Annotated in this window: 12 protein-coding genes and 1 pseudogene; 7 read left to right on the forward strand and 6 right to left on the reverse strand. The window is 50.0% G+C overall.

The features are described 5' to 3' along the window. The first annotated feature begins 10 nt into the window (after positions 1 to 10). From HW447_RS08590 to HW447_RS08600, 3 genes are all read left to right on the forward strand, one after another. Positions 11 to 955 (forward strand): GDP-mannose 4,6-dehydratase, encoded by a 945-nt coding sequence (locus HW447_RS08590; RefSeq protein WP_176254903.1) that lies wholly within the window; start codon positions 11 to 13, stop codon positions 953 to 955. After that, positions 955 to 2,652, forward strand: a complete 1,698-nt coding sequence (locus HW447_RS08595; protein ID WP_176254904.1) for a phospho-sugar mutase — start codon at positions 955 to 957, stop codon at positions 2,650 to 2,652. Before HW447_RS08590 ends, HW447_RS08595 begins: the two co-directional genes overlap by 1 nt. Positions 2,653 to 2,769: 117 nt before the next feature. Continuing rightward, the gene (locus HW447_RS08600) at positions 2,770 to 3,324 is read left to right on the forward strand and encodes an NUDIX hydrolase (RefSeq protein WP_176254905.1); all 555 of its coding nucleotides are present in this window, start codon (positions 2,770 to 2,772) and stop codon (positions 3,322 to 3,324) included. Positions 3,325 to 3,337: 13 nt separating this feature from the next. On the opposite strand, the gene HW447_RS18000 is transcribed toward HW447_RS08600, so the two are convergent. Beyond that, entirely contained in the window at positions 3,338 to 3,571 is a 234-nt protein-coding gene (locus HW447_RS18000; RefSeq protein ID WP_243176253.1) for a sigma-70 RNA polymerase sigma factor region 4 domain-containing protein, read from the reverse strand. 600 nt (positions 3,572 to 4,171) lie between these two features. Here HW447_RS18000 and HW447_RS08610 point away from each other — a divergent pair. Next, positions 4,172 to 5,971, forward strand: a complete 1,800-nt coding sequence (locus tag HW447_RS08610; RefSeq protein ID WP_243176254.1) for a clostripain-related cysteine peptidase — start codon at positions 4,172 to 4,174, stop codon at positions 5,969 to 5,971. 23 nt (positions 5,972 to 5,994) lie between these two features. Beyond that, a complete protein-coding gene (locus tag HW447_RS17875) occupies positions 5,995 to 6,906 on the forward strand; it encodes a glycoside hydrolase family protein (protein WP_207714801.1) in 912 nt (303 codons plus the stop codon). A gap of 122 nt (positions 6,907 to 7,028) precedes the next feature. On the opposite strand, the gene HW447_RS08620 is transcribed toward HW447_RS17875, so the two are convergent. Together HW447_RS08620 and HW447_RS08625 are read right to left on the reverse strand one after the other, a co-directional pair. Beyond that, positions 7,029 to 7,760, reverse strand: coding sequence for a LytTR family DNA-binding domain-containing protein (locus tag HW447_RS08620; RefSeq protein ID WP_176254906.1), 732 nt, complete (start codon positions 7,758 to 7,760; stop codon positions 7,029 to 7,031). Beyond that, complete coding sequence (locus tag HW447_RS08625; protein WP_176254907.1) at positions 7,757 to 8,320, reverse strand: hypothetical protein; 564 nt, start codon at positions 8,318 to 8,320, stop codon at positions 7,757 to 7,759. Before HW447_RS08625 ends, HW447_RS08620 begins: the two co-directional genes overlap by 4 nt. A gap of 188 nt (positions 8,321 to 8,508) precedes the next feature. Here HW447_RS08625 and HW447_RS08630 point away from each other — a divergent pair, with 188 nt between their 5' ends. Beyond that, entirely contained in the window at positions 8,509 to 9,132 is a 624-nt protein-coding gene (locus HW447_RS08630) for an undecaprenyl diphosphate synthase family protein (protein ID WP_176254908.1), read from the forward strand. Positions 9,133 to 9,299: 167 nt separating this feature from the next. Here the strand turns inward: HW447_RS08630 and HW447_RS08635 are convergent, their stop codons facing one another. The 3 genes and pseudogenes from HW447_RS08635 to HW447_RS08645 form a co-directional block, all read right to left on the reverse strand. Next, the gene (locus HW447_RS08635; protein ID WP_176254909.1) at positions 9,300 to 9,614 is read right to left on the reverse strand and encodes a hypothetical protein; all 315 of its coding nucleotides are present in this window, start codon (positions 9,612 to 9,614) and stop codon (positions 9,300 to 9,302) included. Positions 9,615 to 9,799: 185 nt separating this feature from the next. Beyond that, a pseudogene (locus tag HW447_RS08640) lies at positions 9,800 to 10,168 on the reverse strand (hypothetical protein); the annotation flags it as partial. A 434-nt stretch (positions 10,169 to 10,602) separates the two neighbouring features. Then, positions 10,603 to 11,925, reverse strand: coding sequence for a cell wall-binding protein (locus tag HW447_RS08645; RefSeq protein WP_176254911.1), 1,323 nt, complete (start codon positions 11,923 to 11,925; stop codon positions 10,603 to 10,605). A 346-nt stretch (positions 11,926 to 12,271) separates the two neighbouring features. Here HW447_RS08645 and HW447_RS08650 point away from each other — a divergent pair, with 346 nt between their 5' ends. Further along, positions 12,272 to 14,278, forward strand: a complete 2,007-nt coding sequence (locus tag HW447_RS08650; protein ID WP_176254912.1) for a thiamine pyrophosphate-binding protein — start codon at positions 12,272 to 12,274, stop codon at positions 14,276 to 14,278. Positions 14,279 to 14,283: the final 5 nt, after the last annotated feature.

Raw genomic sequence — 14,283 nt, forward strand, 5'->3', positions numbered from 1 at the left:
GAGGAAAACTATGAAGAAAGCATTGATTATAGGTGCGGCAGGCTTCGTAGGCAACTATTTGATAGACCATATACAGAAAGACTGCGTATGGTCTATTGTTGTTACTAAGATGCCGCAGGAAATGATAAAACGGGACAGCGTTGAGGTTTGTGATCTGAATATTTTGGACAGAGAGGCAGTCTCTTCGCTGCTGAATGAGAAAAGACCAGATTACATTTTCCACTTGGCAGCCCAGAGCTCAGTGGCGTTATCCTGGAAGAATCCGGGACTTACAGTAGATGTGAATGTAAAGGGCAGTTTAAATGTACTGGATGGGGTGAGAGAACTGGATTATAGTCCCAGGATACTTTTGATCGGGTCTGGTGAGGAGTATGGCCATGTAAGGTGTGATGAGATTCCTATAAAGGAGAACAATGTACTTCGTCCTGGAAATATTTATGCAGCAACAAAGGCCTGTCAGAATATGATTGGACAGATTTATGCTCAAGCATATGGAATGGATGTGATGATGGTTCGTGCATTTAATCATGTGGGACCTAACCAGACATCGGCATTTGTAGTGTCAGATTTTTGCAGACAGGCAGCAGAAATTGAGAAGGGGTTACGGGAACCGGTGATCAGTGTGGGGAATCTCAGTGCGAAACGAGATTTTTCGGATGTGCGTGATGTGGTACGGGCCTATACAGCGCTGATGGAACATGGAGTTTCTGGAGAAAGTTATAATGTAGGATCGGGTCATGCTGTAGCTATTAAGGATATATTAGATATGATTTTGCACTATGCAAATGCGGATATTACCATAAATGTGGATCCGGCTCGTCTGCGCCCTGTGGATGTACCTGTGATTGAGGCAGATGTATCCAAACTGAAGGGGTGTACGGGATGGAGACAGGAGATTTCTTTGGAAAGAACAATTGAGGAAACCCTAGAGTATTGGCGGAAGGAGCTGGCTTGATGGTTACAACAGAACAAATGCAAAAGGAATACACTCGCTGGATTGATTATGCAGTAGAGGACACAGATGTAGCAGAAGAATTGAAGCAGATGGCAGGAGATTATGCAAAGCTTGAGGATGCTTTTTACCGCAATCTTGAGTTTGGCACCGGTGGCTTGAGGGGAGTAATTGGCGCAGGAACGAATCGTATGAATATTTATACAGTGGCAAAGGCTTCTCAGGGGTTGGCAGCTTATGTGAAGAAACAGGGGGGCCACGAAAAGGGCATTGCGGTCAGCTATGATTCACGGATTAAGTCGGATCTGTTTGCGAGAGTTGTGGCTCAGGTGTTTGCCGCAAATGGGATTCAGGTATATCTTTATAATGAACTCATGCCAACACCATGTTTGTCTTTTGCGGTTCGCAAATTGGGGTGTGCAGCAGGCGTTATGGTGACTGCCTCGCATAACCCTTCTAAATATAATGGATATAAGGTATATGGTTCTGATGGTTGTCAGATTACTACCGAGGCTGCTGCTGCAATTTTGAGCGAGATTGAGGCTGTGGACGTGTTTGACGGCGTTTCACGAATGAACTTTGATGAGGCAGTGGGTAGTGGGCGAATTCACTGGATAGACTCGGAGGTTGTAACAGATTTTGTAGATTTTGTAAGGTCTCAGAGTGTGCTTGGCTCTCAGGATGTGGTTGATAGGGATGTAGCGATTGTTTATTCGCCTTTAAACGGTACAGGACTTAAACCGGTGCTTCGGACGCTTAAAGAGAGCGGATTTACCAATATTACTGTGGTGAAGGAACAGGAGAAACCGGATGGTTATTTTCCGACCTGTCCATATCCCAATCCTGAGATTCGAGAGGCTATGGATCTGGGAATTGAGTATGCCAGACGGTATAATGCAGATCTTTTGCTGGCTACGGATCCGGATTGTGATAGGGTGGGAATTGCTGTAAAGGATGAAAAGGGCAATCATGTGCTTTTAAGCGGAAATGAGACAGGTATGCTGCTTCTTGACTTTATTTGCGGGCGCAGGATGGCCAATGGTACTATGCCGGAAAATCCGGTGATGATAAAAACCATTGTAACCATCGATATGGCGGAGCGGATTGCAGATCACTATGGAGTAAGTACTAGGAATGTTCTTACAGGTTTTAAATTTATTGGTGAGCAGATTGGATTACTGGAAAAGGAAGGACAGGAACAGCGGTACATCTTTGGTTTTGAGGAGAGCTATGGTTATCTCAGCGGATCCTATGTAAGAGATAAGGATGGGGTGGATGCCGCTTTTATGATCTGTGAAATGTTTGCTTATTATAAGGCTCAGAATATCAGCTTGTGGGAAAGACTGCAAAAGCTGTATCAGACTTATGGATACTGTTTGAATACGCTTCATTCTTTTACTTTTGAGGGATCAGCTGGATTCCGAAAGATGAAGGAAATTATGGCGACTCTGCGGAAAGGCATAGAAATTATCGGAGGCAAAAAGGTATTGCGTTGTCTGGATTATTCGGAGGGGCTGGATGGTCTGCCTAAATCCGATGTGCTGAAATTCATCTTGGAGGGGAACTGCTCTGTTGTGGTACGTCCTTCCGGAACAGAACCTAAGATGAAGGTGTATGTGTCGGTGAGTGCAGAAGATATGGAAGAGGCATCCTGCGTTGAGAGGAGGATGCAGGAGAATATGAAAGGGATTTTTGAGTAAAATATTCTCACATTCCTTCTGCTTTCTCCGTATAGTAAGGCGGGCTATAGTGAGACTGCTGTCAGTAGGTCTTTAGGGGAATGTGTAAATTACAATATAAGAACAGGAGAAAAGAAAATGGAACATTCGCTGGCCTGGAAAACATTAGCTAAGAGAACAATTTTTAAGGATAAATGGGTTAATTTGGAGGCAAGTGACTGTGAGCTGCCGGATGGAAGAGTGATTGCTCCTTTTTATGTGTATCGTGCCAGTGACTTTGCAGTGGTAGTAGCTGTGACAGAGCAGGGAGAGCTTGTGATAGAGCGTCAGTATCGACATGGAATTGAAAAAGTGATCTGGGAGCTTCCTGCCGGTGCGATTGAGCCAGGAGAAGATCCTCAGGAAGCAGCAAAACGTGAGCTTTTGGAGGAAACAGGTTATAAGGCTGAAAAACTGGAGTTTTTGTTTAAGCTGGCACCAAACGCCTCATCTAACAGCAATTTTGCCTGGTGTTATTTGGCTCGAAATGTAGTGCCAGTGGGATCACTAAAATTGGATGAGTTTGAGGAACTGGAGGTAGAAAGACTGCCGTTAGAACAGATAAAAGTGATGGTAGATGCGGGAGAGTTTCCGCAGGCAGTACATACAGCAGTGCTTTATAAGGCGCTTAGTAAGTTGGAAATAACTTTTTAATTTAAGTCTATCCCTATGCCAACCACCTTTTCAGCTTCTCCAATATCTTCCTATGCCGGTAATGCAGCGTACTGAGCGCCACGCCGGTTTCCTTTGCAGCCTGTCTTAAGGACTGGTCATAGCAGTAGATGCGTCTTACTATGTCCAGTTCTTCTTTTTTTATCTTTTTCAGAGCATTTTTCAAAGCAATGCAGTCCAGCCCGGCTTCTGCGGTTTCCTCGATGCTGGGAGCGGCAGGATCAGACAAGAGATCGCAGCTGTTTGTTTCGTCAGTATCCAGAGCGTTGTAATAGACAGTCTTATTATGGATATCAGATTCACGGAAGTAGCGCTCTTTGTGCTGGCCATGGCAGTAGGCTTTGTAGATTTCTTCGGTGACAAAAACGTTTTTTTATCAATTAAGTATAAAATATTCCATGATGAACTCCTCTATTTGGAAAACGTATGTTCTGCATAATATAACATAGCACTGTATAACAGAAATGTCAACAGAAAAAGAAAACATTTGTTCTTTCTGTTTGTGTTAAAATGCAGGCCAGACAGGAGTTTCATGCCAGCCCGTCTCAGGGGCTTCAGGTGATGAGAAGCAGAAGCAGAAAGGGAATGTATGAGAAACGATTATGATAAAACAGGAGTCCATGGGCCGCATCGGGCGCAGCCCAAAGAGACAGATAAAGGAGATTTGAAAGATGGATAAGAAAAATTACGGATCAAGGGTTCGGGGATTGCAGGAACCCTGGGAGCCATACTGGCCGGGACCGCTTTTTTTACCATAAGCGGTTCCGCCCGCCAGGGAACCCTGGTACAGCAATATGAGGCGGGCGCCCCGCCAGCGGAGTACACGGTGATGGTGTATATGAATGGCAGCGACCTGGAGGAGGACTGTGGTGCGGCTACGGCGGATATCACAGAGATGATCCGCGCGCTGGACGGGATGAAGGAAGATCCGCCTTCGCTTAATCTTGTGGTGGAGATGGGAGGCGCTGCCTCCTGGCAGCTTCCACAGATGCAGGGAGAGGGGCATGAATACAGCCGTTTTCGCCTGACGGACCAGGGGGTGGAGGACATGGAATATATGTCTCTGCGCAATATGGGAGAGCCGGAGACGCTGACGGATTTTATCAACTTTGCCAGTCAGACCTACCCGGCCAGCCACTATGGCCTTGTGCTGTGGAATCATGGCGCAGGCCCGGTAGAGGGCTATGGGAGCGACAGCAATTTTGACGGTGACAGCCTGACCTTATCAGAACTCAGACAGGCAGTCAGCACCTCGTTCAGAGGACAGGAGGGCTTTGATTTTGTCTCCTTTGACGCCTGCCTGATGGGCGGGATAGAAACGGCGGCCTGTCTGGACGAAATGGCTGATTACGTCATTGCCTCCCCGGAACTGGAGCCTCAGGACGGCCTGGATTATGGCTGGCTGACGGTATTTGGGGATGAGGAATTTGGAAAAACGGAGCCTGTGGGAAAGATGGCAGGAGAGGCGATCCTGGATTCCTATGAAAACTGGTATCAGGAAAAGGGGCAGGATGTGCTGGTAACAATGACGCTGATAGATATGGAGGTTTATGACAGCTTTCACGAGGCATTTCACCCGTTTCTGGCAGCACTTCCCCCGGATCAGCGAGAGGAGCTGTTTGAAAAGCTGGGGCGGGAGCGCCAGAGCCTGCGGGTCTTTGGAAGCCGACGGGCAGACACATTTTCGGAAATGGTGGATCTGATGGATCTGATGGATGCCTGCCGCATGGTTCCAGAGCAGGATGCCCTTTATATGGAGTTGCAGGACGCTGTTAAAAGGCTGGCGGCAGATACGGCAGCCTCAGGCAAAATGGAGGGTACCAGCGGACTTTCCATTTACCTGCCAAGCGGCTCAAACGTGCAGCTGGAAGAGGATATGGGGATTTATGAGCACGCAGGATTCTGCAGCGCCTATCAGGAACTGATGATGGATTATGCAGCTTACCTGGCTTATGATGAGGAAATTTTCTGGGAAAATGTGGAAAACGGCAAAGATGGAACGGTGTGTCTGGAAATATCCCCGGAGGAGCTTACGGAGGTGGCAGGAGCGTATCTGGCTGTGTTCTGCGACAGCGGAAATGGAACGGATTATTATATGCTCAGTACCGACAGTGATGTGGAGATCCGGGCGGACGGAAAGTTGCAGGCCGTGCCGGAGAAGTCCTACCCTGGCCTGAAGGGAGAAATCCTGTGCCTGATCGAGACCATAAACCTGGAGTCCTATACGGAATACATGGCTCCCATCCTGTATAACGGGAGGCTGTGCACCATGGAGATCAGCTTTGATGACGAGCATGAGGACGGGGAAATCCGCTCGATTGTTCCTGTGGAGAATTCCAGACAGGGGACAAAGGAGGTCTATACACTGAAGGAGGGCGACAGGATCTGTCCGCTGTATCCGTTTGAAGCCATGGAGGAGGCTTCAGAAACCTCTCAGACAGAAAATATGCCCGCAGATGCAGAGATTGATCTGGATAAGCATTACTACAGAGGGAAAGAGATTGTAATGGAAACACCGGAGGATATGAGGCTGGAACTGGTTGAGCCTGAGACAGACCGCTGTGTCTATGGATATATGCTGGTGGATCTGCGTCAGAAGATATATTTTACAGAATTTACAGAACTTTAGGATATCAGGAGGAAAATATACACATGAATAATAAATGCACAGAAATCAACAACACAGAGAGAGAGTTAAAAGGCTGGGTAAAGGAGGAAGGCGGACTGCGTTTTTATCTGGAACCGGGGCATTGGGTGACAGACGACTGGTATCAGGATGAGGGAAAACGGTACTGGTTTAACAACGCAGGCTATGCCGTTCGGGAGGTATGGTATTTCTATAAGGAAAACTGGTACTATTTTGGAACGGACTATGCCATGGTGAAGGGCGTGCAGGTCATCGAAGGAAAGGCATATGTTTTTGATGAAAACGGGGCCATGGTGAAGGAAGGAACAGCTCTAAGGGGAACTGTGGGCGAGAAAGGCGTTCTTATGCTGGAGGGGATCCCTCAGGGAGAAGCGCCGGGATCCGGACCGAAACTGGCTGCAGACCTGACCGCGGTGGGAGCGGAGCAGAAGGCGCAGAAGGAATCCGGGGAAAAGCAGCCGGTAACAGACGGCGCCCAGACAGCGGGGCCAACCTCCATTTCCGACCGCGGAATCGCTCTCATTAAAGAGTTTGAAGGCTGCCGCCTTACAGCCTACCTCTGTGCGGCCGGGATCCCTACCATCGGCTATGGCCATACGGCCGGAGTTGTGATGGGAACGTCCATTGATCAGGCCCAGGCAGAGGAACTGCTCAGAAAGGATCTGAGGAAATTCGAGCAGGGGGTCCTTGGCTGCCTTTCCCATCCGGTGACCCAGAGCCAGTTTGATGCCCTTGTAAGCTTTGCCTACAACCTGGGAGTCGGAGCATTGAAAAAGAGTACGCTGATAAAGCTTCTCAACGCAGGGCAGACACAGGCCGCGGCAGGAGAATTTCTTAAATGGAACAGGGCCGGAGGCAGGGCTCTGAACGGGCTGACCAGAAGACGGCAGAGGGAAAAGGAACTGTTTTTATCCTGAGACAGGAGGGGACAGGCTGCAATGGTGTTATAAATAAAAAGAGGCGTCCTGCCGGTGAAATTGCCCGGCAGGGCGTCTCTTTTTCAGTAGAATGAAATGCAAGGAGCAGGCAGTGGCAGACATCATCCCCCATGGTTTAGTTTATGAAAAACCTCTCCCTTCATCCTGCGGGAGCAGCAGCAGCTTAGCCCGCGGGGCAGGTTAAGAATTCCGGATCCCGGTTCCGCTGTTTGAATGAGGGTCAGATTCACAATAGCAGATGCCCGCACCTGACAGAAATCCTGGTTCAGTTCCCTTAGAAGTTCCTGGATAGAGGCGCGAACGGAATATTCCCCAAAGGTGCACCAGATTTTTGAAAAATGGCTTCCTTTTTCCGTCTCAATCATGCAGATGTCTTTATAGGGGATCCGAAGCTCCTGCCCGCAGCTGCGGATCATAAGAGTCTGTTCCAGACTTGAGATCCGACGGGTGAGGAAGGAAATGAGGTTTTTGCACTGACGGTCCAGGTCATCCTCCTCCGGGTGAATGTAGCCCGCGATCCCGCGCAGAATCCTCTGCTGCAGAAGCTCGCCGGCCCTGCGGTAGTCCCTGCTCACAAGGCAGACCATGATATGGCTGTTGGCTTCGGTCATATATTTCACATCCAGAAGCCAGTTTTCACAGGTGTCACCGTCCAGAAATATAAGCCACCACTCCTTCGGGTTCTTGGCCGCCTTTAGTACCTGACCAGGCGAAAGGGGATGAAAGGAGTAGTGCTCTGCAAAACGCTGCCCTTTGACTGTGCAGGCCTGCTCTGCGGCCTGATAGAGCCTGTGAAACAGGCCGTTGTCTTTGGTTATGATTCCAATATTCACAGTTGTCCCCTCCTCTCTGCCGGAAGAAAGCCGGCCATCATAAGAGCGCACTGTTTCCAGAGAAGGGCTGTCTGCGGGCTGTCCATTTCCCTTATATAGGCAGCTGCCGTTTTCTGGTCTGAATAGACGGCTTCGCTGAGAAAAAACAGATCCCGCAGTCCGGGGTCTGTAAGGCTTTGCCTGTCCGCCCGGAGCCTCTCGTCCGCTGTCTGCAGACATCCGAGACAGCGGTGGCGGAACAGCTCCAGAAACATAAAAAATTCTGTCAGCTGGGCCTGTGCGGGAAGATACATTCCCATTCTGCGGGAAACATCATAAAACCGGGGGCTATGTTCTGTCCTTAACGCTTCTTTAAAGGGCAGAATACGGTTTTTGGAGGCGTCGCCCCAGTTCTCAAGCCGCCGCTTTGCCTCCTGGGCCAGGGGGAAGATCTGTTCTGTCAATTCCGTCTTCAGCTTCATATCTTTTTTTAAATATAAATAAAACTCCTCAAAATCGTCCTCTTTTATATAAGGAATCCGAACCAGAGAAAATAGGTGTCTGATCTGTAATGTATACATAAATGTAAAATCACTCCTTCGTCCTTTTGTTTAAGGGGATATTCCCCTCACCCCTTATCCGACAAAGGGAACGTACGTTCGATAAAATTTCGTTACGTATCATTGACAGCAGGCTGGACGCCTGGTGAATATCCCGCCGTTTCCCGTCTATACTTTCACTATCACCTCAGGAAAGGATGGACAAATGTATGAGGCTTCCAAAACATATCGGGATTATTCCTGACGGCAACCGCCGCTGGGCGGTAAGAGAGGGAATGGAAAAAGCAGACGGCTATGACCATGGGATTTCTCCGGGAATGGAGCTGTATCGGATGTGCTGTGAAATGGGGATCGAAGAAATGACCTTTTACGGCTTTACTGCGGATAATACAAAACGCCCCTCTGCTCAGCGCCAGGCATTTACAAAGGCCTGTGTGGCTGCGGTAGAGGAGCTTTCAGGGGAGGATGCCAGCCTTCTGGTGCTTGGGAACACGAATTCTGCTGTATTTCCGGCAGAACTTCTTCCATACACCGCCCGTCATGATTTCGGGAAAGGAGGCATGAAGATCAATTTTCTTGTCAATTACAGCTGGCAGTGGGATCTGGGACTGAAAAACGGAATCATCGGCCCCTGCCTTAAAACAAAAGAAGTGCCGCGGATCGACCTGATCATCCGCTGGGGCGGAAGGAGCCGCCTTTCAGGCTTTCTGCCGGTGCAGTCGGTCTACTCAGATCTGTATGTGGTGGAGGACTACTGGCCGGATTTTAAGCGGGAGCACGTAGAGGCGGCGCTTGCGTGGTATGATGCTCAGGATGTGACGCTGGGCGGGTAAGGGGACGCCCGGCGCTTATCCGATGGTATAAAGCAGTTCATCCGGTTCATGGTAATTCCACCCCTTGTCATTGAAAGGGAGGGGATTCGTATCGCCTTTGAGTTCTCAGCCGGCAGCGTCTGCCAGGCGGCAGAAATCTCCGTCTTTGGGAGGAAAGTACGGAAAAATCAGTCAAAAAGAGATCCGACCAGCATTTTCAGCATGGAGTCCGCTGTGCGGATACGCAGTTCGTTTGCCCCGCAGCACTGGATGGTAGTAGCCATCAGAGTGTCCTTTAACTCCGGCTCGCAGATGCTGACCATGTTGGCGCAGGATTCCACAATGGCGCTCATACGTCCCGCTTTCTCGATAATACGGGAAATATGATCCTCGGTGAGCCAAAGGGAAAACTGGATGAGCGGTTCTCCGGGAAGAGCGGTCCACTCTGCCTTTGAAAATCCGTAGGTTTCTTTGAGACTGTTCATCAGTTGATTCATATCCATTTCATACTCCTCATTCGTGTAAAATCCGGCCTTTGAAAGGCCGGCTTACACTACTATATGACATACAGGGGGATATTTCAAGTGAAAACAGGCAAAATATTTGACGGCTTAAGTGGTCCCGGCTTTTATCCTTTGCCTCCGTAAACGCATGGTTATAAAAGGTGAGCCTACTTTCCAGTCCGCTCCGCCTTTTTCTGTTCCCGGATCATTTCCCATATGGTGTCGTGCATCCATTTGATGGTGTCGCTTAAGACCTTATTTTCCGTATCCAGGCGCATGATTTCCATATTCATTTCTGCTATGATCTCACGGCTGTTGTATTTTTTATGGGGTTCAGTGAGACGCTCCATCAGGGATGGATTGTGCTTTAAAATCTCATTTCCCAGATAATCGTCCCGCTCCTGGCAGCTCATGTCCATAAATTCTTTATAATGCATCCGTACCATATGCATGGTTTCCTGGGAATGGCATCTGGGGCACTGTGGGTGGCGGGATGTCTGGTAATAAGCATAGTACCCGCATCTGGGGCAGTAAAAAGCAGCAAGTTCTCTCATCTGTATCCTCCATGTTCTGACCAAACTTATCCGGTCTATAATAAATAACGCATGAGAACGTAAAATATACCACATTTTTTCGATTTATTTTAAAATAGTCATAGTGTACAAAAAAACTAATATAAGTTGTGCAATATGATGAATGAAATATGTAAAATGGCCTGACAGACTTACAAAAAATGTAAAAGACTGTCAGGCCAGTGTAACACGCAATGTCTCTTTTGTAAATGGAATCCGCGGTTTGTTACCAAAATTGTAACTGTACGGCAAATGGCTGCGCTACATCCCGGCATCTGCTCCCGGCTGCCCTGTAATTTGTTATTATAGAAGAAACGGATGAGATGGCAGCCGGGAAACAGGAAACGCTGCCGCCGCGAAGCTGTAACATGGAGCGGTATTTGTGCAGGAAGGATACGCCTGCTTTTATGCGGGGATTACTGGATCACGCCGCTTGTGTTTACGGTCCAGACGGTGTCATTTTCGTCTGTAAAATCCTTATATCCGGCTCCAAGCTCCGGCCTGGAATTGGATTTGGAACTGGAACCCGCCTTCTGGATGGCTCCGTTTGCGTTGATCAGATAGCGGGTGCCGTCTAACTCGGCAGGGGCAAGACGAAGGTCGGGATCGGCCTCTGCACGCAGTCCCTGGATATAGAGAGTGTTATCTTTGATGCCGTGGTATCCCTGGCCCTTTTTGGAGCCGTCGGTGTGGAAGAACCAGTTCTGGGTCTCTCCAAGATCCTCATCATAGATAACCTGCTTGCCGGTTTTCATCACGCCTTCCCCGTCAAAGTAGAAATTAGCCGCAGCGCCGTCGCCGATGTTTACGGACTGTTTGCCGGTCTGCATCTCACCTCTGGTGTTGAAGGCGTATTTCTTGGAATCAATGGTGAAAAGCTCTAAGCCGCTTTCTGCATGATAGGGAGCGCCGTTTTTAAAGTAGAACTTATAAACCTCGGCCTCCTCGCTGATGCCCTCAGCGCCTTCGATGGTTCTCCAGCCGGAAGCGCGCTTGCCGTCTTCGTCATAATACTGATAGGAAGCGATGGCGGGAATTTCTGCCTTTGATGCCTCAGAGCCGGTAGCGGTATCAGCCGTTTCCTGTGCGGGAAGCTTAAACCATCCGGTCTGCATCTTTCCGTCTACAAAGGTGTAGTAGGAGCCGTCGATCTTCTTGTCGATCTCATTTTCAATGCGCTTTCCGCTGTTGTCGAAATAGTACCAGGACTCAATGATCTCCGGGTCGTCTGTCTCTTCCTCCAGGAGCACCCAGCCGGTCTTGCGGCTGCCGTCCTCGCCCAGATAGTAGTTATGGCCGTCCACCTCAATGGATCCGGTCTCCATGATGGAGTCCTCATTGAAATAATACCACTGGCCGTTGATGGAGGCCCAGGTGGAAGTCAGGGCTCTTCCGTCTCTTCCATAGTAATAATAAAGAAATTCGGGAGCGTCCTCCTCGGACCAGAAATCCTCATTTTCAATGGAAACCCATTCCATGGAAACGCGCTTTCCATCTTCATCTACATAGTATTCGTCGATCTGCGCAGAGGTGGCGCGGATGCCGTCAGAATCCAGGTAATACCAGTCATCGCCGGATTTCTTCCAGGTGTCCGTCAGGGGCTCCCCGTAGGAATCGTAATAGTACCAGTTGCCGTTTTCCTGGGCCCAGCCTGCATTCTTTGCGTAAGCCGGGAAGGACAGCGCTGCAGTCAGGACTGCGGTGGATAATACAGCCAGAAACTTGATCTGTTTTTTCATAATAAATGTCTCTCCTTTTGAAATATGTGAGTCGGCCGAACATCCGTCGTTGCATTACGAGGCTCATTATAGCGGGTGAGAGGGGAGATTTCCAGTGAGGCTTACTGGAAAGGCTGGAAGGTCTTTCCCGCAGGCCGGGGACCCCTGCGGGGATACGGGGAAAGCCGGGCAGGAAAATGGTAGTAGGCTTTTTAAGGGTTTTATGATATACTCACCATATGTTTCAGAACGTATTTAAAAACGATGTATGCGTTCGCGGCATTTTTGTCTGCAGAAGCCGGAGGGGAACGCCTGGGCGCGTCACTGTTTAAAAAGGCGCAAAGCGCCGCAGCAAAGGAGAAGATGTATGAGGATAAAGGTTTCAAATTATATTTCGGGAAAACTCACAGAGGCTGGGATCCATCAGGCATTTATGGTAACCGGAGGCGGAGCCATGCACTTAGATGACGCTCTGGGCCATCAGGAGGGCCTTCACTGCATCTACAACCACCATGAGCAGGCCTGTGCCATCGCGGCAGAGGCCTATGCCCGGATCCACAATGAGATCGCGGCTCTCTGCGTTACCACCGGCCCCGGAGGCACTAACGCCATCACCGGAGTGCTGGGAGGCTGGCTGGATTCCATTCCCATGCTGGTACTTTCCGGTCAGGTGCGCTATGACACCACCGCCCGCTGGTCAGGCACCGGGATCCGGGCCATGGGTGATCAGGAATTTGACATCTGTAAATCCATTGACTGTATGACAAAGTATTCAGAAATGGTGATTGATCCCATGCGGATCCGCTACTGCCTGGAAAAGGCGCTGTATCTGGCCGTATCCAGCCGTCCCGGCCCCTGCTGGCTGGACATCCCATTAAACGTCCAGGGGGCGTTTGTGGAGACGGAGGATCTCATCGGCTTTGATCCCGAGGATTACGAAAGGGGAGGAGACGGCTGGGCCGGGAGTGGAACGGTTCATGGAATCCCTGAGGATGAGGCGGGAAAGGGTGAGAAGCGTCAGATTCTTCCCGGCCGGGTGACGGCCCAGACCGCACGGGAGATCCTCTCAAGGATCCGGGCTGCGAGACGTCCGGTGATCAATGCCGGAAACGGGATCCGTATTGCCGGGGCACATGATATTTTCATGAAGGTGGCCGAAAAGCTGGGGATTCCCGTGATCACAGGCTGGGACAGCGAGGACTGTATTTGGGATGCGCATCCCCTGTATACAGGCCGCGCCGGGAACATGGGCGACCGGGCCGGAAATTTTGCGGTTCAAAACAGCGATCTGGTGCTGTCGATCGGCAGCCGCTTGAGCATCCGCCAGGTGGGATATAATTATAAGACCTGGGCCAGAGCCGCCTTTGTAATCGTAAATGATATTGACTGCGAGGAGCTTAAAAAGCCCTCTGTCCATGTGGATATGGCTGTTCACGCAGACGCCGGAGATCTTCTGGAGCGGCTGGACGGGGAGCTGGATGCCATTTTTGCGGAGGAGGGGGAGAAACTGCCGGAAAGTATCAGCCGGCCGGGGCTAAAACAGCTCTTTGAGGGCGGAGAAGGCCTTCCGGGCATGAACTGGAGCGAAACCTGCCGGATGTGGAAGGAGACGTATCCGGTAGTGCAGCCAAAGCATTGGGCGTCCGGTGAGATGGAACCGGCCAATGTGTATGCGGCCATTGAGGCTATCAGCAGCCGTTTAAAGGAAAACCAGATCACCGTAGTGGGAAATGGTTCTGCCTGCGTGGTAGGGGGCCATGGATATGTGATCAAAAAAGGGCAGAGATTTATCACCAATTCCGCTGTTGCGGCCATGGGCTATGACCTTCCTGCGGCCATCGGGGCCTGGACGGCGTCCAGAGAGAACCGTTTCTACAGTCAGGGCACAGACCGTGGGGGGGAGGATCTGGTTCTGGTGACAGGGGACGGAAGCATCCAGATGAACCTTCAGGAGCTGCAGACCATCATCCATCATAAAATGGGCATCAAGATTTTTCTCATCAATAACGGAGGATATCACTCCATCCGCCAGACACAGAAGAATTTCTTCGGCGAGCCCCTTATCGGCATCGGAGTGGACAGCGGGGACTTAAGCTTCCCGGATATGGAGAAGCTGGCGGCGGCTTACGGATACCCTTATGTGAAGGCGGAGCACAATAGAGAACTGGCAGAAGCGGTGGAAAAGACGCTGAATACAGAGGGGCCGGTGATCTGCGAGATCTTCGTGTCCATGGATCAGAATTTCGAGCCGAAATCCTCGGCCAAGAGACTGCCGGACGGAACGCTGGTATCTCCGCCGTTAGAAGATATGGCTCCATTCCTTTCGGATGAGGAGATGGACCGGAATATGATTATTCCCAGAATAAGGGAATAGCAGTG

Origin of the sequence: Enterocloster alcoholdehydrogenati (assembly GCF_013282095.1) — a bacterium.
Lineage (GTDB): Bacteria > Bacillota > Clostridia > Lachnospirales > Lachnospiraceae > Enterocloster > Enterocloster alcoholdehydrogenati.

Bases quoted from the DNA above. Each gene is read 5' to 3' on its own strand.
- HW447_RS08635 (WP_176254909.1), bottom strand. From the start codon at position 9,614: ATGGATATGAATCAACTGATGAACAGTCTCAAAGAAACCTACGGATTT.
- HW447_RS08600 (WP_176254905.1), top strand. From the start codon at position 2,770: ATGGAACATTCGCTGGCCTGGAAAACATTAGCTAAGAGAACAATTTTT.
- HW447_RS17875 (WP_207714801.1), top strand. From the start codon at position 5,995: ATGAATAATAAATGCACAGAAATCAACAACACAGAGAGAGAGTTAAAA.
- HW447_RS08630 (WP_176254908.1), top strand. From the start codon at position 8,509: ATGAGGCTTCCAAAACATATCGGGATTATTCCTGACGGCAACCGCCGC.
- HW447_RS08610 (WP_243176254.1), top strand. From the start codon at position 4,172: ATGGTGTATATGAATGGCAGCGACCTGGAGGAGGACTGTGGTGCGGCT.
- HW447_RS08625 (WP_176254907.1), bottom strand. From the start codon at position 8,320: ATGTATACATTACAGATCAGACACCTATTTTCTCTGGTTCGGATTCCT.
- HW447_RS08645 (WP_176254911.1), bottom strand. From the start codon at position 11,925: ATGAAAAAACAGATCAAGTTTCTGGCTGTATTATCCACCGCAGTCCTG.
- HW447_RS08590 (WP_176254903.1), top strand. From the start codon at position 11: ATGAAGAAAGCATTGATTATAGGTGCGGCAGGCTTCGTAGGCAACTAT.
- HW447_RS08595 (WP_176254904.1), top strand. From the start codon at position 955: ATGGTTACAACAGAACAAATGCAAAAGGAATACACTCGCTGGATTGAT.
- HW447_RS08650 (WP_176254912.1), top strand. From the start codon at position 12,272: ATGAGGATAAAGGTTTCAAATTATATTTCGGGAAAACTCACAGAGGCT.